Source organism: Gemmatimonadetes bacterium SCN 70-22, from assembly GCA_001724275.1.
GTDB lineage: Bacteria > Gemmatimonadota > Gemmatimonadetes > Gemmatimonadales > Gemmatimonadaceae > SCN-70-22.
The window spans coordinates 204,658-231,214 of record MEDZ01000009.1 but is presented as its reverse complement, the minus strand read 5'-3'; the positions used below and the strand labels follow the sequence as shown (position 1 = coordinate 231,214).

Sequence of the window (26,557 nt, the reverse complement as noted above, 5' to 3'; positions counted from 1 at the left end):
ATCCCAGGAACGGTAGGAGGGCTGGCCCCCCAGTTGAGCGCGCGGGATCCTGCGCGCGGCACACTCTCGGCAGTGACACGGTGAGGAGCAGTGCCGCTATTCCCGCGACTACTCGAACCGTCACAGTGCGCCTCTCTTAGGGAGCTGCGGCATAACGTTCTAGCTCAGCTGCCGCGATGGGAAATAGAGCGGCGGCGGAGCCGACGCCAACCAAAGCTCCGCGGTCTGCTGCAGCGCGTGTTATGCCGCATTCGCGTCGCTGGTTCGTTGTGCGTACTACGACGGGTTCTTTCCTCTGAGCCATTCGGGCATGAGATCCTCGCTGCTCCACTTCCCCTTCGATCGACTCACGGGCTCCGGATAGCACTCGGTAGTGAGCTCTCGTTGGTCGGGAGTGCGCGTAGCGCGGACGAAGACATAATGCCGAATTTCTTCGGGCGGGACTGCGCTGCGCACGACGGCAAGGAAGTCCGCAGTCGCGTGGTCGAAGAAGGGACTGTGGTCGAACTCCACCACCTGTTCCGGAGTGCGTAGCCAGCGCGTGTACGCTCGGAGCGCTGCTGGAAATGCGATGCGGTAGGGTGACCATTGCCACCCCAGGAGGACAACGCCGTAGTTGCGGACGCATTCACTTCCGACGATCAGTGTGGCATGAGTGTCGAGATTCTCCAGGACGTAGTGCCAATCGATCGGTGTGTGTCGACACATCTGACAGGTACCGCCCATTCTGTAGAAGTATCCAATACAAGCGACGCGCGTCCCGTTCGCCACGAAGGTGGCGAGGGACGAGTGAATGGCGTGCTCGTATTCCGGAGAGAAGTCTTTCATGAGGCTCAGACAGGAAGATCCTGGTCACAGTGCCATGGCGGCATAACGCTAGCGTTCACCTGCAGGCGAGTTATAACATATTGCGCGCACCCCTAGTGCGCGCAATCCTTGCATCGCCTGTCAGGTGCCACGCGTTGTTAGCCAGCGCCCCCCCCGATTGGATCGCACGTCATCGTGCTCCATCAGTGGGGCGTCGTGGGTCGAGGCGTCGTCAAGGTGCCCTGAACAGGGAGTGCCGGGAGTCGCCGTGCGGCGAGAGCTTCCAACGCTGCCGAATGCCGGGATGCAGCGTCTTCGATGGCGCAGAGACGTGCATCCACAGCCTGCAGCGCGCGAATGACGGCATCCGCGTCCTCGCGAAGCGTGCGATCGCTTCGGATGCGGTCGGCGAGGGCACGGCCAATCGGAATGAACACCGCGCCCACCGCCAACGGAACGCAGACGACGCAGAGGAATATGGCGAGATCGCCCAGCTCACTGCCGATGCTCATGAACGGTAACCCTTCCGAACGATCGAATCGGCCGACACTGCCGTCTGGCCGCTCGTCCGCTGTACATAGCCTTCTACGAGCCCAAACTTGCACACCTCGCCGCCACGATTGATCAGGTTCCCCTGGACGATGCCCCAGATTTCCGCGCGCGCATTCGCGTCGATCACGACATCGTCTTCGCACACCCCGCGAAGCACGAGGACCCCTGTGGAGGTGACTCGAAGCGGGCCCACGACAGTGCCACAGACCTCCAGCGCGCTGTCGACGAGTAGCGGCCCCTCGAGCCTCCCATGGACGACTTGCATCACCCCTCCGCGGACCGGTATGGATACTCCTACGATGCCTCCGATACGAGGTTTCGATGCGGCAACGGCAGGTCGCCGGCTGGCTAACTCGAATTAGAAACTTCCTCTCAATCACCGAACCGCCGCGCCCAGGCTGTTTGGGTGCGTCGACTCGCACGCTAACGCCGCAAAGCTCAACGAGCCATATGTTGCGCAAGCGCCACGACTACCTCGACTTATGCGCCGATTTCGGCCAGTCACTCGGGGAATTCGGATGCGAACCCTGACAGCCTAACTCTCCCTACTGTCAGAGAGTCCCGGCCAAGGGCCGGCCGCCCTCAGGGCCGTTTTCGCACGATTCCATCCCAACGGTCAGCCGCCTCGCCCATCCCACGACGCGAGCCCTCGCGCCTGCCCCACCCCCCTTCCCCCCTACCCTCCCCCCGCACGACCTTTCGCCCCCCATGCGAAAGCTCCTCCTCGTCCTCGGCGCCCTCCTCGCCACCCACATCGCCCTCCTCTTCGTCCGCCCCTCGGGCGCCGAGCAGGCGCCCACGGGCGAAGGGCTCGACGTCGGCATCGTCTTCGACCTGGGCGGCCGCGGTGACAAGTCGTTCAACGACGGCGCCTACCTGGGCGCCGAGCGCGCACACCGCGAGCTGGGGGCCCGCGTGCGCTTCATCGAGCCGGGCGAGGGGTCGGACCGCGAAGCCGGCCTCCGGCTCCTAGCGGCCGAGGGGATGGACCTGGTGATCGGCGTCGGCTTCATCTTCTCCGACGACCTCACGCAGCTGGCCCGCGAATACCCCAACACGCGCTTTGCCGGGGTGGACTACGCGGTCGCCCTCGATTCGGCGGGGAACCCGATCCAGCCGCCACCCAACCTGGCGGCGCTCAAGTTCCGCGAGGAGGAAGGATCGTTCCTGGTCGGCGCCCTCGCGGCGCTGGTGGGGAAGTCCAAGAAGGTCGGCTTCGTGGGCGGGATGGACTTCCCCCTCATCCACAAGTTCGAGATGGGCTACAAGGCGGGGGTCAAGGCGGTCTGCCCGGACTGCGAGGTCGTCGCGCAGTACGCCGGCGTCACCCCTGAAGCGTTCCGCAATCCCGGCAAGGGACAGGAGATCGCCCTCTCCCAGTTCCAGTCGGGGGTGAACGTGATCTTCCACGCCTCGGGCTCCACGGGACTCGGCGTCTTCGAGGCGGCGCGCCGGCGCGGCAAGCTGGCCATCGGGGTCGACGCCGACCAGTACGCCGAGGCCCCGGGCTTCATCCTCACCTCGATGGTGAAGGGGGTGGACCAGGCGGTATTCGACGCCATCCACCAGGTGAAGGACGGCACCTTCCACGGCGGGATCTTCCAGCTGGGGCTCAAGGAGAAAGGCGTCGACTACATCTACGACGCCAACAACAGGGCGCTCATCCCCGACTCGGTGCACGCGCGCGTGGAAGCGCTGCGGCAGGCGATCATCGACGGGAAGATCGTGGTGCCGAGCACGCGATAGGCGGTCCCCCGCCCCCCCCGCCCCCCCGCCCCACACGACAACCGCTGCGCCAGGTGAACTCCCGCCGGGGGGCAAATAACGCCCTTGCGAGTCGATACTTTATAACATAAAGTACTTCGCAATCCTCGAATGGAGCCTCGAATGGACGCCGCGATCGCCGCCCCGGACCCCCGACCGGGCCAGACCACCAGCCAACGCGCACCCGCCGCGCGGCGCATCCTGGCCACGGGGCTCGCGCTCGGGGTCCTGGCCGACATCGCCCTCCACGCCGCCCCGGACGGGCTGGGCTGGACGCTCTGGGTGCTGGCGCTGGCACTCGGCGCCTGGTACGTGACCAGGCAGCGGCAATCGGCCGCGACGCGCGAAGAGCTGGCGTGGTTGGCCACGGCGATCGCATGCGCCACCGCCTTCAGCTGGCGCGACTCGGACGAGTTGCGCGGCACCAACGTGCTGGGGACCCTCGTGGCCCTCGCCATGTTCGCGATGGCGGCAGCCGGGCTCCCCGCACCGTCCGTCCTCGCCGCGCGCGTGCGCGACGTGATCTCGGCGGGCATCTATACCATCCGCGATCTCGTGGTCGGCGCCCCGCTCCTCGCCCTCCGCGACGCGGAGCCGGGAAACCTCCCGGCGGTGCGCGGCGGCGCCTCCTGGTCGGCGCTGCGCGCGGTGCTCCTCACGGTGCCACTGGTCCTCGTCTTCGCGGTCCTCCTCTCGCGCGCCGACCCGGTCTTCGCCTCCATCTTCCGGCTCCCGGCGCTGGACATGGAGCGGATCTTCCAGCATGTGGTGATCGTCGGTGCCTTCTCGTGGTGGTCGGCCGGCTGGCTGCGCGGGGCCCTGCTGGACGACACCTGGCGCCCGGCGCTCCCCCCCCGGCTGCCGCTTCGCCTGGGGCTCGCGGAAGTCACCACATCGTTAGGCGCGGTGGCGGTGCTGTTCGCGGTCTTCGTCGCCTTGCAGCTGCGGTGGCTCTTCGGCGGGGCCGAGGTGGTGCTGGCCACCACGGGGCTCACCGTGGCCGAGTATGCGCGACGCGGCTTCTTCGAGCTGGTCACGGTCGCGGTCCTGGTGCTGCCGTTGATCCTCGCCACCGGTGCCGCCATCGACGACGGGCGGGTGGCGCGGCGGCACCAGCTGCTGTCGCTCGCCCTCCTCGTCCTCCTGGCCGCCATCATCGCATCGGCGCTGCTGCGCATGCGCCTCTACGTGGGCCACTTCGGGCTCACCGAGGACCGGCTCTATGCCACGGCGCTGGTGGCATGGCTCGCGGTGGTGTCGCTGGCAATGGCCTTCACCGTGCTGCGCGGCCGGGCACAGGCGTTCGCGGCCATCACGCTGATCTCGGGCTTCGCCACGCTGGGAGCGCTCAACGTCCTGAATCCCGACCGGCTCGTCGCGCAGGTGAACCTGGCGCGCGCATCGAAGGGAGAGGAGGTCGACTACGACTACCTCGCACGCCTTGGCGGCGATGCCATGCCGACGGTGGTGCCGGCCTTCCTGCGCGCGGCGCCGTCGCCGGAGGCGTGCAAGGCGGCGACGTCGCTGCGCACACGATGGCTGCGCCTGCGCAGCACCTCGTGGAACGTGGGGGGGCGCCGCGGCCGGGCTGCGGTCGTCGACGGGCTCAGCGCCGACGACCTGCGGCGGCTGTGCGCTGGTGCGCCACCGGCGGGAGGATAGGGCGGGCGCGGAAGCGCAGTGGTGGGGAAGGAGCGAACAAATGAAAGAGCACAGGAGCGTGCGAGGCGGCGAGCAAAAGGGCGAGCAAGGGGGCGGGAATCGAATGGTGGAACGGGTGGGCAAACGGGCAGGCGAAGGCGCGCTGAGCGCCGGTGGCGCCGGGGATGCCGCCGCGCCACTATTCCTCCTGCCACTTTCCTCGAGACTCCCCACATGCGTGCACCATCCGCGACGCCCCGTATGCGCTTTCTCCGCTTAGGCACACCGCTGCTTGCAGCTCTCGCCCTGGCGACGATGGCGGTCCCGGCCCAGGCACAGCTGGGGGGCCTGATGAAGAAGGCGAAGGAGAAGGTCGCCAAGGAGGTCGGGGACAAGTCGGGGGCGAACGCCGCCCTCGATGGCGAGGAGGTCAAGTTCGACGCGGAGACGGTCGAGCTCACCCCCGAACGCATCGACGGGGTGATCCGTGGGCTGCAGGAGAGCCGGGCCAAACTGGCCGGGCGCCCCGCCCTCGTGGCCCGGCGCGACGCGGCCGCCGAGAAGCTGTCGGAGCACCTCAACAAGCACGGCGCCGAGATCGACCGCGCCCAGGAGCAGCGGTCCAAGATCAACAGTTGCCGGGATGACGCGTTCCGCAAGCTCCAGGACGCCAACACCGAAGCGATGGCCACCAAAATGATGTCCAGCCCCGCGCTGCAGCAGAAGATGCAGGCCATCTCGCAGCGCCTGGCGGTGGCACAGCAGAAGGGTGATGCCGGCGAGATCCAGAAGCTGCAGGGCGAGCTCCTGGCGTTGGTCGCCCCCACGGCCGCCGACTCGGCGAGCGTGAGCAAGTCGTGCGGGGCGGTTCCGGGAGAGACCGCGGCCGAGAGGGAGGCCAAGTCGCTCGAGAACCAGCGCAACCAGCTCGACCAGGAGCTCCGGAGCATGGAGGAGGGGGCGAATGCCGAGGCCTCGAAGTCGAGCGGGCTGTCGCCCCGGGCATTCGCGATGGCCAGGGAGCGGATGGAGATGTACCTCTCGCGCGCCAAGTCCAACTCCCGGCAGCGTGGCCTGACGTCCGCCGAGATCACGGCGCTGAGCGCTCGCCGTTCGGACATCGCGCAGGCGATGTAGGCGTGGCGCTCCTGCTCCGGCGCCTCTGGGGCGCGGCCGTTGTCGGGGTCGCGCTCGCCAGCGCCGGGCGAGCGGCATTCTCCTCTCCATTCCCCCAGCCGTCGCTCCCAGATTCCCGCCTCTCGGTGTCGAGCGACGGGGCGTGGCGCGAATGGTGGCGCTCGGACCGGGCGCCGGTCCGCTGGGACGGACCCGATGCGGTGCTGCGAGGGGCGCTGCGGTGGCGAACGGTCACCAGCGGCCTCGATTGGGCCGAGGCGCGCCTGGCGGGGAGCGGCGAGGCGTGGCGCGTGCGGCTCATCGTCGCCCGGCTCGACCCGCGCAGGGTGCGCATTTCGCTCGACACCGCATTCACCCGGGGACGCGAGCGCCCCGACTGGTCCATCGCCCGGGCCGACTCCACGGTGCTCCTCGCCGTGAACGCCGGACAGTTCCCCCTCACGCTCCCGTGGGGGTGGGTCGTGATGGGCGGACAGGAGTTCCTCTCGCCGGGGCGCGGCCCGCTCTCGACCGCGCTCGTCGTGAACTCCTCGGGGAGCGTGAGCTGGATCTCCGGTGACAGCCTGGCCCGCGGTCGCCCGACGTCGGGCGTGGCCGTCGCGTTCCAGTCCTACCCGACGCTGCTCGCCGACGATGGCATCGTCCCCCGCCAGCTGCGAGGGGCGGGAGGTGGGGTCGACGTGGCACACCGCGACGCGAGACTCGCGATCGGCCAATCGCGTGACGGGCTGGTGCTGGTGGCACTCACTCGGTTCGACGGCGCCGGCGGGGCGCTGGACTTCGTCCCCTTCGGACTCACGACTCCCGAGATGGCCGCGGTGATGGGGGCACTCGGCGCGCGCGACGCGGTCCTCCTCGATGGCGGGATCTCCGGGCAGATGCTGATTCGCGATCCGGCCGGGACGCGCCGATGGGAAGGGCTGCGGCGGGTGCCGCTGGGGCTAGTGGTGCGCGGGCGATAGCGAGCTCACGTCGCTGGCGCATTGCTGCCACACGGTCAGCACGACCGGCGCGACGGGATCGATGACGGAACTCTCCCCGGGACGCATGCCGCTCCGGGCCAGGACCGACTCGACCGTCATGCCGCGCGCGATCGCGGAGAAGATGGGATGGCCATTCGGTATCCGGACGCCGACGGCGCGGGCCAGGTGGAAGTACGAGAAGGCGCCCGCATCACTCAGCAGGTCGAATACCCCTTGTCCTCCGGGCACCGCGACGCGTCCGCCACCGGGAAGGATGGTCTCGAGAACGTGGCCGAGCGGCACGGCCGATGGGTTCCACCACCATGCATCCGACCGCTTGTCGAGGGACTCGACCGATGTCGACGCCACGAGGCGCAGCCGGCGGTGATCGGGGTGGCTCTCGTGACTCTTGCGTCCCAGCAGGACCAGGTCCGCGAGATCGAGTCCCGCCTGAAAGTACCGCCAGTCGGCTTCGTTCCTGAGCGCGGCGGGCATGGTTCCGTCGCGATTGGCGATCATGCCGTCATCCGAGACGATGGCGTAGCCGTGAATCGCGTAGCAGTCGGGCAATCCGCGTCGGGCGTCAGGGGCGGGCATCGGTCGGGCAGCAAGCGAGGGCCATCGGAGAACGTAGTCGAAGGACGGGTCGAGCACCCTGTCCCCCCTTCCCCCTCCCCCCTCCGCTCCGCGACCTTTCCCGCCCCCATGCCCCCGCGCACTCCCCCTCCGCCGCAACGGCGCCCCGCATGACCGGCGCCACGTCCACGGACGCCCCCCCGATCGCCGTTCGTGCCGCCGGCGTCGCCAAGGCCTTCGGCGCGGTGCAGGCCAACCGCGACGCCTCGCTCGAGGTGCGCCGCGGCGAGATCCACGCCCTGGTGGGGGAGAACGGTGCGGGGAAGTCGACGCTGATGCGGATCCTGTCGGGGATGTTCACCCCCGACGCCGGCACGGTGGAGGTGAACGGGCGGGACGTGACCGGGTGGTCGACGCGCGAGGCGATCGCGGCCGGCGTGGGGATGGTGCACCAGCACTTCATGCTCGTCCCCACGCTCACGGTGGCCGAGAACCTGGTGCTGGGGCAGGAGCTCACGCGCGGCGTGCAGCTGGACGTTGCAGCCGCGGAGCGGGCGGTGCGGGAGCTGTGCGAGCGCACGGGGCTGGTGGTCGACCCGCGGCGGCTTGTGGCCGACCTCACGGTGGGCGAGGCGCAGCGGGTGGAGATCCTCAAGGTCCTGTACCGTGGCGCCAGGATCCTGATTCTCGACGAGCCGACAGCGGTGCTGTCGCCCCCCGAGATCACGGAGCTCTGGCGGGTGCTGCGGCGCCTGACGAGCGAGGGGGGGACGGTCATCCTCATCACGCACAAGCTGGATGAGGTGGTGGCGATCTCGTCGTCCATCACGGTCATGCGTGCCGGCGCGACGGTCGGGCAGCTGGCGACGCATGATGCGACACCGGCGGCGATCGCCCGGATGATGGTGGGGCGCGACGTCCGACTGGCGACGGTCGTCGCGGAGGACGAGACGACGAGCGGACGGGATGACGAGACACCGCCCCGCGGGCGACAGGGCGCCGCCGTCCTCGCCGTCTCCAGCCTCACGGTCGCCTCGTCGCGCAAGCCCGACGAGGTGGACGACGTCTCGTTCGAGGTGCGCGCCGGGGAGATCTTCGGGATCGCCGGGGTCGAGGGGAACGGGCAGACGGAGCTGGTCGAGGCCATCGCCGGGCTGCGCAAGCCGTCGTCGGGGCGCATCGCACTGGGCGGGGACGACATCACCACGCTCGGCGTGCGCCAGCGGAGCGAGGCGGGGCTCTCGCACATTCCCGAGGACCGGCACCGGCGCGGGCTCGTGCTCGACTACTCCATCGCCGACAACCTCATCCTCGGGCTGCAGCATCGATTTAGTCGCCGAGGCGCCGTGCAGCGCGCCGAGGTGCAGGCGAACGCCGCCGGGCGCATCCGCGAGTTCGACATCCGCCCGGCCAGCGCGGCGCTCCCGGCCCGCGCCCTGTCGGGGGGGAACCAGCAGAAGATCGTCGTCGCCCGCGAGATGCGCGGGCGCGACTACTCGCTCCTCCTGGCCTCCCAACCGACGCGCGGTGTCGACGTGGGGGCGATCGAGTTCATCCACGAGCAACTCCGCGCGGCGCGCGACGCCGGCAAGGGCGTCCTCCTGGTCTCCGCAGACCTGGTCGAGGTGCTGTCGCTGGCCGATCGCGTGGCGGTGATGTACGAGGGGCGGATGGTGGCGACGTTCTCACGGGGCGAGGCGAGCACGGAAGTCATCGGCGCGTACATGACGGGGGCGTCGCGGACCGGGGAGTGGCGCGGGACGGACGCGGGAGTCGAACGCCGGGAGACGGGAGCGGCCCCCGGTGCCGGTGGTGCAGGAGGCGTCGCATGAGCCTCGGCATGGAGAAGGTGGCCGCGCGTACGGCCTCGACCTCCCGACTCCCGTCCCCCGTCTCCCGTCTCATCGCTGCCCTTCTCCCCCCCGCCACGGCGCTGCTCATCGCCGCGGTGGTGGGCGACATCCTGATCCTCAGCTTCGGCCAGTCGCCGGCCGACGTCTTCGCGCTCCTGATCGAGGGGACGTGGGGGAACGCGTACGGACTGGGGCAGGTGATCTACAAGGCGACGACGCTGACCTTCACCGGGCTCTCGGTGGCGCTCGCCCTGCGCGCGGGGCTGTTCAACATCGGCGCCGAGGGGCAGCTGGCGATGGGAGGGTTCTGCGCGGCGCTGGTGGGGCTGCTGGTCCCCGCCGGGACGCCGGCGGCCGTCGCCATCGTCCTGTGCCTGGCGGGGGCCGCGTTAGGCGGGGCGGCGGTGGCCGGAGTCCCGGGGTACCTCAAGGCGCGCTTCGGGGCGAGCGAGGTGATCGTGACGATCATGGTCAACCTCATCACCCTCGCCTTCCTCAACTGGCTCATCGCCACGAAGCTCAACGTGGCCGAGTCGTTGCACACGGCGGAGATCAACGCCGGGGCCATCCCGCGCCTGTCGAGCGTGGTCGAGTCGTTCCGCGGATCGGCGGCCAACTTCGTGATCGTCGTCGCCCTCGCCGCGGCGGCCTTCGCCTGGTGGTACCTGTTCCGGACGCGGGCCGGCTACGACCTGCGCGCGGTGGGGTTGCAGCCGGAGGCCGCCGAGTACGGCGGGGTGAAGGTCGGTGGCGTGTGGCTCCGTACCATGCTGCTGGCGGGTGCCGCAGCGGGGCTGGGGGGGACGAACTACGTCCTCGGCTACAAGCAGTACTACGAGGAGGGCTTCGCCGCCGGGGCCGGCTTCCTGGGGATCGCGGTGGCCCTCGTCGGGCGCAACCACCCGGTGGGAGTCGTGATCGCGGCGCTCCTGTTCGCCACGCTGTCGCAGGGGGGGCTGGCGGTCAACGCCGTGGTGCCCAAGCAGATGGTCGACGTCCTCACGGCGGTGGTGATCATCGCGGTGGCGACGAGCGTCCCCGAGGTGCAGCGCCTCCTGAGGCGTGTCCGGCGCGGGGGGGACGCGTGATCGTCCTCGCCTTCGTCGTCCAGACGCTGCGCATCGCCATCCCCTACCTGCTGGCCGCAGCGGGCGGCGTCCTCTCCGAGCGCTCCGGCGTCATCGCCCTCACGCTCGAGGGGTGGATGCTGACGGGGGCCTTCACGGCGACCATCGGGACGTACTACTCGGGATCGGCGTGGGTGGGGGTGCTGTGCGGGATCGCGGGCGGGGTCCTGGCCGCCCTGCTGCATGCCGTCGCCTGCATCCGCTATCGCGCCGACCAGGTGGTGGTGGGGATCGCGATCAACCTGCTGGCGGTCGGGATCACGCGCTTCTTCCTGCGGCTGGCGTTCGATTCGTCGTCGAACTCGCCGCGGGTGGCGGGGTTCGACTGGCTGTCCGGGACGGGAGACGGGAGAGGGGAGACGGGGGTGCTGGCTTCGCTCGCGAACCCGCTCGTCCTGATCGGCGTTCTCTCCCTGTGGTTCGTCTGGTGGGGGCTGTACCGGACGCCGTTCGGGCTGCGGCTCCGGGCGGTGGGGGAAAAGCCGGAGGCGGCGGCGTCGCTGGGGGTGGCGGTGAACCAGGTGAGGTGGATCGCCGTGCTGGGGGGAGGGGCGCTGGCGGCGCTGGGGGGGACCTACCTGGCGCTCGAGCAGCACCAATTTACCGATAGCATGACGGCGGGGCGCGGCTTCATCGCCCTGGCGGCCGTTATCTTCGGAAAGTGGGAGCCCCGTCGGGTGGCGATTGCCTGCCTCCTGTTCGCCGCCGCCGAGACGTTGCAGATCCAGCTACAAGGGCTCCAGCTCATTCCGTCGCAATTCGTGGAGATGATCCCCTATATCCTGACCATCGTGGCCGTGGCCGGCGTGGTGGGGCGCGCGGTGCCGCCCGCGGCGCTCGGCAAGGCCGCGGACTGAGCCGATGGTCCAGCTGCATATCGGGGAGGCACTGCAGTCGCCGGTGGTGCGGGTGGTCGGCGGGGTGATCGCCGCCGGCCTCCTCTTCATCCTCGCCCAGGAAGTCCGGAAGATCCCGCCCCGCCTGTTCGCCCTGATGGCGACGGCGTTCATCGACATGGTCGGGCTGCTGATGATCATCCCGATCATCCCGTTCTACGCCCACGAGCTGGCGACCGACGGGTTGCAGCTGGGGCCGGTGCACCTCGGGATCGGGATGATCCAGGCGATCCTGGTGACGGCGTTCACCGTCGCCCAGCTGCTGAGCGCCCCGATGTGGGGGCGCTTCTCGGACCGGCACGGGCGGCGCCCCGCGCTCCTCATCGCGTTAGGCGCGTCGGCGCTGGCGTACCTCGTCTTCGGTTTCGCCACCTCGCTCTTCTTCCTCTTCCTGTCCCGCGTGCTGCAGGGGGCGGGCGGGGGGACGGTGGGAGTGATCCAGGCCTACGTGGCCGACAGCGTCGCCCCCGAGGAGCGCGCCCGGTCGCTGGGATGGCTGTCGGCGGCCACCAACCTCGGCGTCGCGCTGGGCCCCGTGCTGGGGTCGTTCTCGATCTCGGTGGGGAAGCGCGACCTGATGCCCGGCGCGGGGACGCTGATGATCGGGCGCGCGGCGCCGGGGATCGTCGCGGCGCTGCTGTGCGTGATCAACATCTGGTTCGTGTACCACTACCTGCGCGAGTCGCGGGAGCAGCACCCGGCCGGGGCGTCGCGCAAGACGTCGGGCGAGGCGGTGTGGCGGGTCATCACGCACTCGGGCGAGGCGTCGTCGCGCCTCATCTGGATCTACGCCATCGCCATGGGGTCGTTCCAGGGGGCGACGGCGATGCTCCCGTTGTTCCTGGCGGCGCGCTACATGGTGGACGAGTCGAACATCGGCTACTTCTTCATGTACGTGGGGGCCATCTCCGTCTTCACGCGCGTGCTCCTCCTCGGGCGCGCCGTCGACCGCTTCGGCGAGGCACGCCTCTCGCGCTTCGGCGTCCTCCTCCTGGCGACCGGGATCGCGGGGATGCCGCTCTCGGTGGACTTCGCCACCCTGGCCCTCGCGGTGGCCTTCATCCCGCTGGGGACGGCCTTCACCTTCCCCTGCGTCACCGCGCTCCTGTCGCGCGTCATCGACCAGCGCGAGCGCGGGCTGTACATGGGATTGCAGCAGACATACGGGGGAATCGCCCGCGTCCTCGTCCCGCTCTGGGCGGGGTTCGCCTTCGACAAGCTGGGGGTGGGGATCCCGTTCTATACCTCGGCGGTGGCGGTGCTGCTGACGGTCTTCCTGGGGCTGGGGCTGGACCAGTTCGTGAAGCCGAAGGCGGTGGCGGCGTAGGCGAGGGACAGTGAGGTGCGACGATCCCGCTGGCGGCAGCGTAGGCGAGGGACAGGGAGGTGCGACGATCCCTGCGTTGGCGAAGCACGCCGACAGGATGCCCCCTGCGCTGTCTCGTGGTCAGACCGCCCCGACCGGTGCGCGGACCCCGCGTTGGGGTGATATCCGACAGAGCGGTTGCGATTGGTTGCTAGAATAGCGAGGGCGCTCCGCCTAACGGCGGGCGCCCTCGTGGCATCCACCCCCCTCATACCGCACCATGACGCACCCGACACCGAAGACGATGGGCCAGCAGTTCGGCCGCCGCTCGTGGGCCGAACCGTGGAAGATCAAGATGGTCGAGCCGCTGACCATGACCACGCGGGAGCAGCGCGAGCGCGCCCTGGCCGAAGCCGGCTACAACACCTTCCTCCTGCACAGCGACGACGTCTACATCGACCTCCTCACCGACAGCGGGACCAGCGCCATGTCGGACCGCCAGTGGGCGGGGATGATGATGGGCGACGAGGCCTACGCCGGGAGCCGCAACTACTACCACCTCGAGGCGGCGATCCAGAAGTACTACGGCTACCAGTACATCGTCCCCACGCACCAGGGGCGTGGCGCCGAGCACCTCATCAGCCGGGTGGCCATCAAGGCGGGGCAGTGGGTCCCGGGGAACATGTACTTCACGACCACCCGCGCCCACCAGGAGCTGGCCGGGGGGACCTTCACCGACATCATCATCGACGAGGCGCACGACCCCACGTCGACGCACCCCTTCAAGGGGAACGTCGACCTGGACAAGGTGCAGGCGCTGATCGACCGCGTGGGGGCGCCCAACATCGCCTACATCTCCGTTGCCGGTACGGTCAACATGGCCGGCGGGCAGCCGGTGAGCATGGCGAACATCAGGGCCCTGCGGGCGCTGGCCGACCGGCACGGGATCAAGGTCTACCTCGACGCCACCCGGATGGCGGAGAACGCCTGGTTCATCCAGGAGCGCGAGGACGGGTACGCCGACAAGAGCGTGGCCGAGATCCTGCGCGAGTTCTGCGGCTACACCGACGGGGCGTGGATGAGCGCCAAGAAGGACTCGCTGGTCAACATCGGCGGGTGGCTGGCGGTCAACGACTTCCACCTGTTCGAGGAGCTGCGCAACCTCGTCGTCGTCTTCGAGGGGCTGCACACCTACGGCGGGCTCGCCGGGCGCGACATGGAGGCGATGGCGATCGGGATCGAGGAGAGCGTGCAGGACGCCCACATGCGCTCGCGCATCGGGCAGGTGCGCTACCTCGGCGACCTCCTCACCGACTGGGAGATCCCGATCGTGCAGCCGGTGGGGGGGCACGCGGTCTTCCTGGACGCCAAGGCGTTCTATCCCCGCCTTCCGCAGGTGCAATTCCCGGCGCAGGTGCTGGCCGCCGAGCTGTACCTCGACTCGGGGATCCGCGCGATGGAGCGCGGGATCGCCAGCGCCGGGCGCGACCCCAGGACCGGCGACCACCACTACCCGAAGCTCGAGCTCACCCGCCTGACGATCCCGCGCCGCGTCTACACGCAGGCGCACATGGACGTGGTGGCCGAGTCGGTGAAGAGCGTGTGGGACGCGCGGGAGCGGGCGAGGGGGCTCAGGATGACGTACGAGCCCAGGTTCCTGCGGTTCTTCCAGGCGCGGTTCGAGCGGGTGTAGGCCGGGGGGGACAGGCTGGGGGGACAGGCGTGATGAGGCGAGTCCGGCGGTCGCAACGGCGGGGGGGGCCAGACGCCCGGACCGGAAACCACCCCGCTATACTCCGCGTTGAGACGCCGCGACCCCCAACCTGTCCCCGCGAGCCCCCGACGAACGCCGCATGAAAGTTCACGACCAGCAGACCCAGGCCAGCACGACGCCGCAGATGGCGCTCGACTTCCTGCGCGCAGGCAACCTGCGTTTCGTTCGCAACCTCAAGGCCAATCGCGACCTGCTGCAGCAGGCCAACCTGACCCGCGAAGGCCAGTGGCCATTCGCCACGATCCTCTCCTGCATCGACTCCCGGACCTCGGCGGAGCTGATCTTCGACCAGGGACTGGGCGACATCTTCTCCATCCGCATCGCCGGCAACATCGTCAACGCCGACATCCTCGGCAGCATGGAGTTCGCCTGCAAGGTGGCGGGGAGCAAGCTGATCGTGGTGCTCGGCCACACGGGGTGCGGCGCGGTGAAGGGGGCCTGCGACCACGTGGAGATGGGGAACCTGACCGAGCTCCTCGCCAAGGTGCAGCCGGCGGTGTACGCGGAGCGCACGGTCACCGACCCCGGACAGCGCCACTCGAAGAACAAGAGCTTCGTGGAGAACGTGTCCCGCATCAACGTGATGCGCTCGGTGCACTCCATCGTCGACCGCTCCTACATCCTCGAGAAGATGATCGAGGAGGAGAAGATCGGCGTCATCGGCGGCATGCACGACCTCGACTCGGGGATGGTCGAGTTCTTCGAGGAGACGCGTGTCTTCACCCGGGGCGACATCGAGCGGCTCAAGCTGGCGTAGCCTCTATCTGGCCAGCCCCTCGAGGATCGCCTGGGCCTCGGCGAAGTACGCCTCGAGCCTGGGGATCTCGGCACCGGCGTAGCCGGCCCGCAGCCGCTGGGTCGACACGCCCAGCGCGCGCAACAGGTCGGCCGCGGCGGCGCGACGGGCGGCGGGCTCGGTGCTCCCCTTCTTCCCGATCCAGATGGGGGCCGTGTGGGCGAAGGTGTACTCCCCCATGGCCGGCCATCCATCGACCTTGGGCCCCACCACGCGGGCGGCGACCCACCCACCGGCCGGGAGCCGCACCGTGCCGGTGAAGCTCCGCTTCCCCGATGCGCCGAGCGCGCCGCCGCTCCACACCGTCCGCCCGTTCACCACGACGGCGATGCTGTCCACCGGGACGGCCGACGCGACGGAGAGGTCGAACGGCACCTCACGTCCGCCAGATGCAATCACGTCGCCCGGCTGCTGCTGGCCGACGCGCAGCTGGATCATGGGGCCGTTGGTCACGAACGACCGCCCCCCCCGGAGCGCCGCGAAGTAGGTCTCCCAGTTGAAGGGACCGTCGGGGCGCACGTACACGCGCGTGGTCCCGACCGCCATGGTGCGGTGGAAGTCGGTCATCACGTCGGTCCCGCCGGACGGGGCGACGGGGAAGCCGGCGTTGAGCAGGCGGTACCAGAGCTCCGTCGCCCCCACGGAATTGCTCCAGAGGCAGACGACTTCCAACAAGTCGATGGCGCCGTGCGCGGCGTCGGCCACGAGGGCGACGGGAATGGAGCCGAGGGTGGCGTCGGTGAACGGGTTGCGGTTGCCCGTGATGGGGTGGACGTAGTACCCCGCCCCGCCCTGCGCACGGGCGAAGGCGATGGGCTCGCCGTTGGTGCGGTCGTCGCGACCGTACACTTCGTAGCCCGGCCCCCACACCCAGGGCCAGAACATGCGATCCGTGCCGAGGAGCCCGATATGGCCGAGGAAGTGCGAGCGCACCTCCTGCGCCCAGCGCACGAGCGGCCCGTCGGCGCCTGACGATCGCCACTGGAAGAGCCACTGGTCCTCGAAGCGGTTGTGGAGATTGGCGATCATTGGAGTCGCCACGTCGAGGTCCTCGCCCGCCATCAGCCCGAGGAGCGCCTCCGGCTGCAACGCGAACTGGCCGCCGTAGTTGAGGTGGAAGTGGTGGTCGGCCGAGTACCACCCGGCGCGGCGTGCGTTCCAGAGCGGGGCCAGCGACAGCGCGGCGGTGACGGCTCTCCCGGGGGCCACGCTCACCGTCGCCGACTCCTCGCGCGTCGCCAGCCCGCGCACTGCCCGCACGGTCACCTCGCCGGCCGGAACCTCGAGGGTGACGGTGCCTGACGAGTAGAAGTAGACCCGCCCGTTCTGCCCGTCGAAGCGCGCCATCCCCTCGGCGGGGATGAGCGGGTGCCCGTTGGCGTCGGTGACCGCGAGGCGCGCCGGGCCGGTCGCGGCAGCTTCGGCCGACTCGTCGGTCGCGCCGCACGCCGGGCAGCGCGTCTCGATCACCATGCGTCCCATCGGCGTCCCCCAGTCCCAGGAGCGCACCACCACTTCCTGCGATTCGCCGCCGACGGCGGGGACGCGGTACAGCCTCGCCACCTGCCGCGCATCACCCTCGGAATAGTAGACCCACTTGCCGTCGGCGCTCCACGCGGGGTCGATGGGGCGACCGCCGTCGCGGCCGACCAGCAGGATGGAGACCCCGGGGCGCTCGGTCGACGTCAGCCGCAACTCCCACCCCTTGTCGCCAGGCCAGGAGAACGCGACCAGCTTGCCGTCGGGCGAGAGTGCCGGGCGCGTCTGCGAGAGGATGCTCCCCGCGAGGAGGGCGCGCTCGTTCCCGTCGGCCAGGGTCCGCACGCGCACCTGGTCGCCCCCGCCGCGCGACTTGGACAGGTAGACCATCCGCTTCCCGTCAGGGGCAAGCTGGGGGCGCAACTCGATCCCGCCTTCGGTGGTCAGGCGCGTGCGGGTCCCGGCCGCGATGTCGTAGCGCCACAGGTCAAGGTCGCCGCTGGTGGTGTTGGCGTAGACGATCGCCTTGCCGTCGGCGCTGAAGGCGGGGTCCATCGCCATGCCGCGGTCGACCTCCACCTCGCGCCCGCTCGCCATGTCACGGAGGATGATCGCCAGGGTGCGCGAGTCGTCGCGGACGAAGGCCAGCGAGCGCCCGTCGGGCGACCACGCCGGGCGCGAGTCCACCCCCCCTCCGCTGGTGAGGCGCGTCGCGATCCCCGTCCCCCGGTCGAGGCGCCACAGCCACCCGCGCGAGGCGAAGACGGCCCCTCCCGTGGGCGACTCGGCGTAGTCGAGGACCCCCGCCGACATCACCGGGAGCTCGTACCCCTCGAGGTAGACCTGGTGGCCATACCCCGCGTTCTTCGGATAGCGGTTGGTCCACTGCGCGCCCGACGGCGTCGGGACGATGAGGAGCGCGAGCGCAACGGCGGCCAGCGCGGCGGCGGCCGCTCGGGGCAACGACGGGGACATCGGGCGACGTGGTGGGAGTGGCACCTTGCGGCTGGCGGTGATGACGTGCGTCATCACCCCCGCGCCGCGTCCAGCCGCGAAGTCTGTCCCCTCGCGCACCGCGCACGCAATCGCTCGCGCCCGATGCCGGGGGGGCGAACGGTTGGAGGACGCGCATGTCGCACGATGCGTGTCCGCCTGCCCGGGCCCCGCCCGGGCTCCCGTCAACCGTCCACCGACTCGGCGCCCTCCCTCCCGCTCCGGTGACCCGATGCCCCCGTGATCAGCCTCGCCCCCCGCTGGTACGCGAAATACGCCCACGCCCACTGGATCAGGACCGTCACCCGGTTCCGGAACCCCACCAGGTACATGATGTGGACGAAGAGCCAGAGGAGCCACGCCGGGATGCCGGTGAAGTCGATGGTCCCGAAGTCGGCGATGGCGCGGTGGCGCCCGATGGTCGCCAGGTCGCCCTTGTTGAAGTAGCGGAACGCCTTGCGCTCCTGGCGGCGCAGCGTGCGGAGGACGTTGCGCGCCGCCCACGCCCCCTCCTGGTTGGCCGCAGGTGCAACGCCCGGGACCAGGCGCCCGTCGCCTCGCTGCACCGAGGCCAGGTCGCCGACCACGAAGACCTCCGGGTGCCCGGGAATCGACAGGTCGGGCTCGACGACGACGCGTCCCACGCGGTCCACCGGGGCGCCGAGCATCCTGCCTAACGGCGAGGCCGCATTGCCGGCCGCCCAGAAGACGGTGCGGGTCGCGATCCGCTCGTCGCCCACGTACACGGCATCGTCCTCGATCCGCGTCACGATCGAGTCGAGGCGGATCTCCACCCCGAGCTCGGCCACGTCCCGGTACGCCGCCGCCGAGAGGTGGCCGGGGAACGAGGGGAGGAGGCGATTCCCCCCTTCGAGGAGGAGCACCCGCGTGCGCCGCGTGTCGATGCACCGGAAGTCGTTTTGCAGGACGTCGCGGGCGATGGTCGCCATCAGCCCCGCCAGCTCCACGCCCGTGGGTCCCCCGCCGATGATCACGATGGTCTGCAACGCCCCGCGCTCGGCGGGGTCCTCGCACCGCTCCGCCAGTTCGAACGCCTGCAGGAAGCGGTTGCGGATCTCGAGCGCGTCGTCGAGCGACTTGAGCCCCGGGGCGCTGGGCTCCCACTCGTCGTGCCCGAAGTACGCGTGCCGCGCCCCGGCGGCGACGATGAGGAAGTCGAACGACTCGGTGATGGCGCCATGGTCGACCACCACCTGCCGCGCGTCCACGTCGATCGCCGTCACCTCGCCCATCACCACCCGCACGTTGGCGTGCTTGCGCAGGATCCAGCGAATCGGGACGGCGATGTCGGATGGCGCCAGGGTGGCGGTCGCCACCTGGTACAGGAGCGGCTGGAAGAGGTGGTGGTTGGCGCGGTCGATGAGGACGACCTCCACCTCGCTCCCCTTGAAGGCGCGGGCCGCGGCGATGCCGCCGAACCCCCCGCCGATGATCACGACCCTGGGCCGCTTCATGCCTGCTCCCTCCGGGTGCTGGGCCTCCCGAAAGGTGACACCTGCCGTCCCGAAACGGGAGCGCCCGCCTAACGCCCCGCCCCCGCCGGGACGCGGAATTCGCCGGTCACGCGCTGCTCGCCCACCTGCTGGCGCCACATGGCATGGTACAGCCCGCGCTCCGCCAGCAGCTCCTCGTGGCGCCCCGACTCGACGATCTCGCCCCGCTCGAGGACGTAGATGCGGTCGGCGTGCATCACGGTGGACAGGCGGTGGGCGATGAGGATGGTGACGGCATCCTCGCGCGCCGAGACCTCGCGCACCGTCTGCGAGACCTCCTCCTCGGTGAGCGAATCGAGCGCCGAGGTGGCCTCGTCGAAGACCAGGAGGTGCGGGTTGCGCAGCAGGGCGCGGGCGATGGAGAGGCGCTGCTTCTCGCCCCCCGACACCTTCACCCCGCCCTCGCCGATCAGGGTGTCGAGCCCCTGGTCGGCGCGCGCCAGCAGGCGCTGCGCGGCGGCGCGGCGCAGCACGTCCAGGCACTCGGCGTCGGTGGCATCCGGGCGCACGAAGAGGAGGTTCTCTCGGATGGTCCCCGAAAAGAGCTGCGCATCCTGCGTCACGAGCCCCATCCGCTCGCGGAACCGGTCGAGGTCGATGCGCGAGCTGTCGTGCCCGTTGTACCGAATGTGCCCCGTGCGCGGCGCGTAGAGCCCCACCAGGAGCTTGACCAGCGTCGTCTTGCCCGACCCCGACGGCCCCACGAAGGCGATGGTCTCGCCGCGCCGCACCGTGAACGAGATGTCGTTGATGGCGGGGGTGGTCGCCGTCTGGTGCGTGAACGAGACGTCCTCGAAGCGCAGCTCCTCCAGGGCGTCGATGGCGACGGGATGGGCCGGCCGGGGGTCGAGCGGCGCCTGCATCACCCGCTCGAAGTTGGCCATCGACGCCTCGGCCTCCCGGTAGATGTTGATCACGTTCCCCAGTTCCTGCAGCGGGCCGAAGATGAAGAACGAGTAGATCAGGAGCGAGAAGAACTGCCCCACCGTGATCTGCCGGTCGAAGATCAGGTAGAGCATCAGGAAGAGGATGGCGGTGCGCATGAAGTTCACCGCCGTTCCCTGGATGAACGACAGCGAGCGGATGTAGCGCACCTTCTTCAGCTCCAGCCTGAGGATCTTCTGGGTGGTGTTGTTGAGGCGTTGCACCTCCTGGTCGGTGAGGCCGAGGCTCTTGACGAGCTCGATGTTGCGCAGCGACTCGGTGGTGCTCCCGGCCAGGGCGGTCGTCTCGGCGACGATGACCTGCTGGATCGACTTGATGCGCCGGCTGAGGATCGAGCTGAGCCCCCCGAGCAGGGGGACGGTCAGGAAGAAGGCCGGGGCGATGGACCAGTGGACGTTGAAGGCATAGACCATCACGAAGATCACGCCGACGAGGGTGGTGAAGACGATGTTGATGGCCGCCGTCACGAACCGCTCGCTGTCGGTGCGCGCCTTCTGCAGCTTGCCTAACGTCTCCCCGGAGCGCTGGTCCTCGAAGGCGGCGTAGGGGAGCCCGAGCGCGTGGCGCAGCCCGTCGCTGTAGAGCTGGGCGCCGACACGCTGGGTGATGACGTTGACGACGTAGTCCTGGAAGTTCTTGGCCACCCGCGAGACGAAGGCGACCCCGACCGCGGCCAGGAGGAGGAGCGCGACCCCGCGGAAGAACTCGGCGCGGGAGTAATCGCCGTAGCGCGTCGCGTACTCGTCGATGATGTGGCGGAAGATGAGCGGGTCGAGGAGCGAGAAGACCTGGTTGGTGGCCGCCAGGAGCAAGGCGACGAGGACCAGCTTCCAGTACTGCCGCAGGTAGCCGAAGAGGATGGGCATGGGCGCAGAGGGGGCTATATCGAACAACGTCGATGGAATCCCGGGCGGGGACGAAAGGTTCCGGCCCCGGCTACCACCCCCCTCCGCCGCCGCCGCCGGAGCTCGACCCACCGCTGCTCGCCGAGCCACCGCTCGAGCCCGAGCCGGGCTTGGCGACGCCGGCGGAGATGGCCCCGGCGGCCGCGACCCACGCCCCACTCGACCCGCCCCCGGCAAAGCCACCCCCCCCACCCAGCCCCGACCACGTCGCGCTCCCGCTCCCCGACGGCGAGTGGCCGGCACCGTGTCGGGCGGACGAGTCCCCCCACGACGTCGCGGAGCGCGCCGCGCCGTGCGCGGCGCCGCCAAAGGCCGCGAACCACTTGTCCATGTGGGGGCCCAGGCCGAAGGCGATGAGGTACGGGAACCACGCGTCGCGGAGGCGCGGTTGCGGCTGGCGGAGCTCGCGCGCCAGGTAGCGCCGCGCCGCGGCGAGCTGGCGGCGCAGCTGCATCCGCCCCGGACCGTGGCGCCACATGGCCGTGTTCAGCGCGCTGCGGCAGAGCGCCAGCAGCAACACGGCGAGCCCGGCCAGGACCAGGATGCCGGCGCGGAAGCGCCCCTGCACCACGACCAGCACGAAGGCGGCGAGGAGGACCGCCATCGGGACGAGGAAGCGGAGCGCGTGCGCCGCCGCGCCCTCCACGCGGGGGCGCCAGAGCCTGGCCTGCAGGAGCAGCATGACGACGTACCAGATGGTCGCCGCCATGGCCCCGGCCACCGCGACGAGCAAGTCGTCCGGCCGAGTGATCCCGGTGGCGACGAAGAGTCCGATGGCGGCGACGACGAGGGCGGCGGTGGGGCGCCAGCCGGGCTTCGGAGGAGCGTCGTCGTCGGGCACCATCCGCTCCACCAGTCGCTGCAGCGGACCCTCGATCTTGGTCGACGGGGCGAAGCCGGACTTGGCGTAGTGCTTCCGGATGTCGTCGGTATCGACCTCGGTGCGCCCGTCGAAGAACAGGGCGTCGATGAGCGAGCGCTCGTAATCGCCCAGCTGCTCGCGATCGGCCAGGAGCTTCATGTGCAGCACGTTGCGCCCGAAGAGCCAGAGCTGCCGGCGCTCCACTCGGCTGTCGATCTTCCCCTCCTGCTCGAGCCGGGCCAGGACGGCGGTCACCTCGGCGGCGCCGGTCTCCTCGTCCCAGGCCGCCCCGATCACCTCCGGGCGGTGGGCGAAGACGATCCGGCGCAGCCATGCCTCGTCGATCACGTCGGCCGGAGCCCCCGGGGCGAATCGACCTAACGAGCGCTCGCGCTGCGCGAACCGCACGATCATGGCCACGACCAGCGCCACCAGGAGGGAGGCCAGGGTGTAGCGCGGCATGGGGTCGGCGCCGAAGACGACCCCCGCCGGGCGCCCGCCCCCCAGGTATCGCAGCGGGATGTCGACCGTGAAGCCGTATCCCGGGTCGAGGCGCAGCGGCCCGAACTCACCGGTGAAGCCATCGGGCGCGCGCCACGCCGGGTCGAGGGTGAGGCGGAGCGTGAAGACCTCGATGGGCCCCTCGCGATCGGTGAAGGCGAAGTCGTGGTCCAGGCGGTAGGCGTCGCCGTCAGGGACAAGGATGTTCCGGTACGAGTAGTCCAGCCGGTAGGTGCGCAGCGCGTCGTGGAAGGGGGGATCGCCGGGGAGGCGGCTCCGCCAGCGGAGGGTGCGGTTTCCCGCCCAGTCGAAGCCGTCGACCACGTCGAGGTCACCGCCGACCATCGTCACCTCGCGCCCGGTGGCGCTGTCGAGACGCACCATCCCGTCGAGGTCGAGGCGCTGCCCGGCGTTCACGTTGAAGCGGCGCTCCCCTCCGTTCCAGTCGCCGGTGAAGCGCATGGCCTGCGTCTCGCGCACGTGGAGGACCCCGTCGCGGTCGAGGCGGGCCTCGACGGCGATCGACGGCCAGTGGAGCGCGCGCTCCTGGGCGCCGAGCGACGAGGTGGCGGCAAGCGTGGCGGCCGTGAGGGGGCCGGCCGTGAGGAAGCCGGCGGTCAGGGTGGCGACTGCCGTCAGCCGCAACCTCGGACGCGACGCCGGGCGCCGTGGCGGAACGGGTGACGGGCTGGCGGACGGTCGGACGCGGGCCATGCGAGAGGGGGGAACGAGGTGGGCGCAACGCGCGACGACTGAGCTCGCGCGACGACCGAGATCGCGCGACGACCGAGATCGCGCGACGACTGAGATAGTAGCCCCGAACGGCCCCGCCGACACGAGGTGAAACCTATGTGCGCCGCGCACGTAGTCCCGGCATGCCACCGCTCCGCGACCACCTCCCGCTCCGCCCCGTCGAGTTCGAGATCCTCCTCACCCTCGCCCCCGGCGAGCGTCACGGCTACGCCATCATCCAGGAGACGGAGTCCCGATCACAGGGGGCGATACGGCTGGAGACGGGGACGCTGTACCGCGCCCTCCACCGCCTGGTGCAGGAGGGGCTGGTGACGCCCATCGAGCGGCGCCCCGCCGACGACGGGGGCGACGAGCGGCGCCGCTACTACGCCCTCACCGCGCTCGGTCGGAAGGCGGCCGCGGCCGAGGCGACGCGCATGGCCCGGCTGGTCGCCGCGGCGCGGGCCGCGCGGCTCATCCCTGCGGCCTCGATTCCCTGACCGAGCCCGATGCCCATGCCACGCAACGATCGCCTCGAGCGCGCCGCGCGCGCCGTCCATCGCGCCCTGCTCCGCGCCTATCCGCGCGACTTCCGGGACGATTTCGCGCGCGACATGGACGAGACCTTCGCCGACCAGCTGCGCCACGCCCGGTCGCGAGGGGACGGGGCGGTGGCGCGCCTCGCCATCGCGACCCTGGCCGATACGCTGGTGCAGGGTGGCCGCGCACGGCTCGCCACCCTCCCCGCCGCCGCCGGCATGTTCCACCTCCAGGACGCGCGCTACGCCCTCCGCCTCCTGCGGCGGAGCCCCTTCTTCGCCCTCCTCACGTTGGCCGTCCTCTCCGGCGGGATCGGCGTCACGGTCTTCACCTTCTCGTTCCTGCACACGGCCATGCTGCGCCCGCTCCCGCTGGGCGACGGTGCCGCGATCGTGCGGGTGCAGCAGGTACAAGGCGGGCGCGTGACCGCGTTCGACGCCGCCGACCTGGCGCAGCTGCGGCCGGGGATCACCACCCTGCGCGACGTCGGGAGCTGGGGGGGGCGCGAAGTGGTGATGGGGAGCGCCGACGCGGCCGCGGCACGCCGCGTCCTCGAGGTGACGATGGTGGAGTGGACGCTCTTCGACGCCACCCGCACCCCGCCGGCGCTGGGGCGCCCGTTCCGCCCGGACGACGAGGCGGCCGGCGCCCCCCCGGTCCTCATCCTGGGGCATCGTACGTGGGAGCTGGCCTTCGGCGCCGACCCCGGCGTCGTCGGGCGCCAGGTGCTGCTGGACGGGACGCCGACCGAGGTGGTGGGGGTGATGCCGCCGGGGTACGGCTTCCCGGTGGCCGCCGAGGCGTGGGTCCCGTTAGGCGCCGCGGTGCGCGAGGCGATCGAGCCGGGGCGCTACGCGGTGAACGTCTTCGGGAGGCTCGCCGAGGGGGCCACGCGCGAGGGGGCGGCGCGCGAGCTGGAGTCGCTCCTGCGCGGCGCCCGCGCCGCGCGGCCGCCGGTGGCGGATTCGTCGGCGCTGGCCCCCCGGGTGCTGGTGCGCACCTTCCCGATGGCGCAGATGGGCGACGAGGGGCCGTACGTCTTCGGGATACTGAACCTGATGGCGGTCCTGATCCTCCTCCTGGCCGGGGTGAACGTAGCCAACCTGTTGCTGGCCCGGGCAAACGAGCGGGGGCGAGAACTGGCGGTACGGTTGGCGTTGGGCGCCTCGCGCGCGCGGCTGGCCATGCAGGCGCTGTGGGAACCGGTGGTCCTCGTGCTGGCCGGCGGCGTGCTGGGGACGGCGATCGCGGGATGGGGGCTGCGGGCGGTCGACCGGTGGGCGCGCGCGAACATGGAGGGGAACCTCGCCTTCTGGTGGACCTGGCGCATGGACGGGGTGACGATCCTTGCGGCTGGCGGCTTCGTCACCCTGACCCTGGCCGCGCTCGGCGGGGTGATGGCGGTCCGCGCCTCGGGGACGCGCTTCAACGACGTCCTGCGCGACGGCGGCGCGCGTGCCGGGGGGCGCGGCGCCGCCCGCGCCGCGCGCCTCCTCGTGGCCACGCAGGTGGCTACGGTGACCGTGCTGATGTTCTTCGGCGTCCTCTCGGGGATCGCGGCGCACCGCCTGGCCGACATCGATCCGGGCTACGACACCCACCGCCTCCTGGCCAGCAGCATCGCCCCCGACTCGGCACGCCATCCCTCCGCCGACGCCCGGCGCGCCTTCTGGGTCCGGCTCCAGGAGGGGCTCGCCGCGGCCGGGAGCGGGGCGCTGGAGTTCGGCGACGGGCGGGTGCCGCCGGCCCCGGGCGGGGCCGCCGGGCCGCCGCGCGCGTGGGTGCAGGCCGTCGCGGGGCCGCTCGAGACGTTAGGCATCGCGACGCTCGAGGGGCGCGCGCTGGCACCCTCGGACCGGGCGGGTCAGCCGCTGGTCGCCGTCGTGAGCCGCGCGATGGCCGCACGATGGTGGCCCGGGCGCTCGCCGGTGGGCGAGCGCATCCGCCTCCCGGGGACGGGCGAGGCGGGGCACGACCAGTGGCGCACCATCGTCGGGGTGGTGGGCGACGTGGCGTACGGCGAGGAGTTCTCGCGCGATCGCAATGCCGTCGCCGTCTACATCCCCCTCGCCCAGCACGACGCGCGGGAGGCGACGCTCCTCTTTCGCCACCGGGGCGACCTCGCCGCGGCACGGGCGGCGCTGCATGCCGCCGTTGGGGCCATCGACCCGCTCGTCGTCCCCTCGCGCGTGGTCACCTACGACGAGGTCCTGGAGAAGTCGGCCCTCATCGCCCGGTCCGTCACCCGCCTCTTCGCCGCCTGCTTCGCGTTCGCCTTGCTCCTGGCGATGAGCGGGACCTACGGGCTGATGTCGCGCGCCATCGGGATGCGCACGCGGGAGATCGGGGTGCGGCGCGCCCTGGGGGCGAGCGACGCGAGCATCCGGCGCCTCCTCGTCGGCCATGGGGGGCGCCAGCTCGGCGTCGGCGCCATCGCCGCCCTCCCGCTCATGCTCGTCGTGGGGCTCGCCTTCTCCCGGTTCTTCCCGATCGCCCCGTGGGTCGCCGTCGTGACCGGGGTCGCGGTATCGGCGGCGATCGTGGCGGTGGTGCTGGCGGCGACGTGGCTCCCGACGCGGCGGGCCCTCGCCGTGACGCCGCGCGACGCGGTGTACGTGGAGTAGCCGGCGCCACCAGTCTCGGGCGCCAGCGCTCCCGGAGCGCATGCGATCTCTGGACGAATGCGATCCCGGGGCGCATTCGATTCCGGGGCGCATGCGAGGCGCTCCCGGCGCCGCGCGTTCGCCCAGCATGCCATCGCGCGCCTGACGCGGGGCATATGGGCAAGGCCCAGACCGGGCGATAGAATCGTGCGGGCCCGGCGCAACGCGCTCCCCGCGCCTGATGTCCTGACGCCATCGCCGGCCCGTTCCGCGCTCTCTCCACCGTCGCCAC

19 protein-coding genes are annotated in these 26,557 nt (G+C 70.8%); 13 read left to right on the top strand and 6 right to left on the bottom strand.

Annotated elements, in window-relative coordinates; all coding sequences use genetic code 11:
• Window positions 1–1,103: 1,103 nt before the first annotated feature.
• Entirely contained in the window at window positions 1,104–1,328 is a 225-nt protein-coding gene (locus ABS52_07055; protein ODT04125.1) for a hypothetical protein, read from the top strand.
• Here ABS52_07055 and ABS52_07050 read toward each other — a convergent pair.
• The gene (locus tag ABS52_07050) at window positions 1,316–1,624 is read right to left on the bottom strand and encodes a hypothetical protein (protein ODT04124.1); all 309 of its coding nucleotides are present in this window, start codon (window positions 1,622–1,624) and stop codon (window positions 1,316–1,318) included. The genes ABS52_07055 and ABS52_07050 overlap by 13 nt on opposite strands.
• A 443-nt stretch (window positions 1,625–2,067) precedes the next feature.
• Between ABS52_07050 and ABS52_07045 the strand changes: the two genes are divergently transcribed.
• The 4 genes from ABS52_07045 (at window position 2,068) to ABS52_07030 (ending at window position 6,863) form a co-directional block, all read left to right on the top strand.
• The gene (locus ABS52_07045) at window positions 2,068–3,105 is read left to right on the top strand and encodes a BMP family ABC transporter substrate-binding protein (protein ID ODT04123.1); all 1,038 of its coding nucleotides are present in this window, start codon (window positions 2,068–2,070) and stop codon (window positions 3,103–3,105) included.
• 141 nt (window positions 3,106–3,246) lie between these two features.
• Window positions 3,247–4,785: a hypothetical protein gene (locus ABS52_07040; GenBank protein ID ODT04122.1), complete on the top strand. Its 1,539-nt coding sequence runs from the start codon at window positions 3,247–3,249 to the stop codon at window positions 4,783–4,785.
• Between the two features lie 294 nt (window positions 4,786–5,079).
• Window positions 5,080–5,901 (top strand): hypothetical protein, encoded by an 822-nt coding sequence (locus tag ABS52_07035; protein ODT04121.1) that lies wholly within the window; start codon window positions 5,080–5,082, stop codon window positions 5,899–5,901.
• Between the two features lie 2 nt (window positions 5,902–5,903).
• Complete coding sequence (locus ABS52_07030) at window positions 5,904–6,863, top strand: hypothetical protein (protein ID ODT04120.1); 960 nt, start codon at window positions 5,904–5,906, stop codon at window positions 6,861–6,863.
• Here the strand turns inward: ABS52_07030 and ABS52_07025 are convergent.
• Window positions 6,843–7,358, bottom strand: coding sequence for a hypothetical protein (locus ABS52_07025; GenBank protein ID ODT04148.1), 516 nt, complete (start codon window positions 7,356–7,358; stop codon window positions 6,843–6,845). The two genes, ABS52_07030 and ABS52_07025, sit on opposite strands and share 21 nt — an antisense overlap.
• A 251-nt stretch (window positions 7,359–7,609) precedes the next feature.
• On the opposite strand from ABS52_07025, the gene ABS52_07020 reads away from it, so the two are divergent.
• The 6 genes from ABS52_07020 to ABS52_06995 all read left to right on the top strand — a co-directional run bounded on the left by ABS52_07020 (window position 7,610) and on the right by ABS52_06995 (window position 15,152).
• Complete coding sequence (locus tag ABS52_07020) at window positions 7,610–9,271, top strand: heme ABC transporter ATP-binding protein (protein ODT04119.1); 1,662 nt, start codon at window positions 7,610–7,612, stop codon at window positions 9,269–9,271.
• Window positions 9,272–9,279: 8 nt separating this feature from the next.
• Window positions 9,280–10,380: a transporter gene (locus tag ABS52_07015; GenBank protein ID ODT04147.1), complete on the top strand. Its 1,101-nt coding sequence runs from the start codon at window positions 9,280–9,282 to the stop codon at window positions 10,378–10,380.
• The gene (locus ABS52_07010; GenBank protein ID ODT04118.1) at window positions 10,377–11,276 is read left to right on the top strand and encodes an ABC transporter permease; all 900 of its coding nucleotides are present in this window, start codon (window positions 10,377–10,379) and stop codon (window positions 11,274–11,276) included. Before ABS52_07015 ends, ABS52_07010 begins: the two co-directional genes overlap by 4 nt.
• A 4-nt stretch (window positions 11,277–11,280) precedes the next feature.
• Window positions 11,281–12,642: a hypothetical protein gene (locus ABS52_07005; GenBank protein ID ODT04117.1), complete on the top strand. Its 1,362-nt coding sequence runs from the start codon at window positions 11,281–11,283 to the stop codon at window positions 12,640–12,642.
• A gap of 259 nt (window positions 12,643–12,901) precedes the next feature.
• Entirely contained in the window at window positions 12,902–14,314 is a 1,413-nt protein-coding gene (locus ABS52_07000) for a tyrosine phenol-lyase (GenBank protein ODT04116.1), read from the top strand.
• Between the two features lie 160 nt (window positions 14,315–14,474).
• On the top strand, window positions 14,475–15,152 hold the full coding sequence (locus tag ABS52_06995; protein ODT04115.1) for a carbonic anhydrase: 678 nt from the start codon (window positions 14,475–14,477) through the stop codon (window positions 15,150–15,152).
• Between the two features lie 3 nt (window positions 15,153–15,155).
• Here ABS52_06995 and ABS52_06990 read toward each other — a convergent pair whose 3' ends face one another.
• From ABS52_06990 to ABS52_06975, 4 genes are all read right to left on the bottom strand, one after another.
• On the bottom strand, window positions 15,156–17,699 hold the full coding sequence (locus ABS52_06990) for a hypothetical protein (GenBank protein ID ODT04114.1): 2,544 nt from the start codon (window positions 17,697–17,699) through the stop codon (window positions 15,156–15,158).
• Between the two features lie 149 nt (window positions 17,700–17,848).
• Complete coding sequence (locus ABS52_06985; GenBank protein ID ODT04113.1) at window positions 17,849–19,138, bottom strand: pyridine nucleotide-disulfide oxidoreductase; 1,290 nt, start codon at window positions 19,136–19,138, stop codon at window positions 17,849–17,851.
• 68 nt (window positions 19,139–19,206) lie between these two features.
• The gene (locus ABS52_06980; GenBank protein ID ODT04112.1) at window positions 19,207–20,988 is read right to left on the bottom strand and encodes an ABC transporter ATP-binding protein; all 1,782 of its coding nucleotides are present in this window, start codon (window positions 20,986–20,988) and stop codon (window positions 19,207–19,209) included.
• 70 nt (window positions 20,989–21,058) lie between these two features.
• A complete protein-coding gene (locus ABS52_06975; GenBank protein ID ODT04111.1) occupies window positions 21,059–23,035 on the bottom strand; it encodes a hypothetical protein in 1,977 nt (658 codons plus the stop codon).
• Window positions 23,036–23,265: 230 nt separating this feature from the next.
• Between ABS52_06975 and ABS52_06970 the strand changes: the two genes are divergently transcribed.
• Window positions 23,266–23,622, top strand: coding sequence for a hypothetical protein (locus ABS52_06970; GenBank protein ID ODT04110.1), 357 nt, complete (start codon window positions 23,266–23,268; stop codon window positions 23,620–23,622).
• Window positions 23,623–23,631: 9 nt separating this feature from the next.
• On the top strand, window positions 23,632–26,286 hold the full coding sequence (locus tag ABS52_06965; protein ID ODT04109.1) for a hypothetical protein: 2,655 nt from the start codon (window positions 23,632–23,634) through the stop codon (window positions 26,284–26,286).
• The last annotated feature ends 271 nt before the right edge of the window (window positions 26,287–26,557 follow it).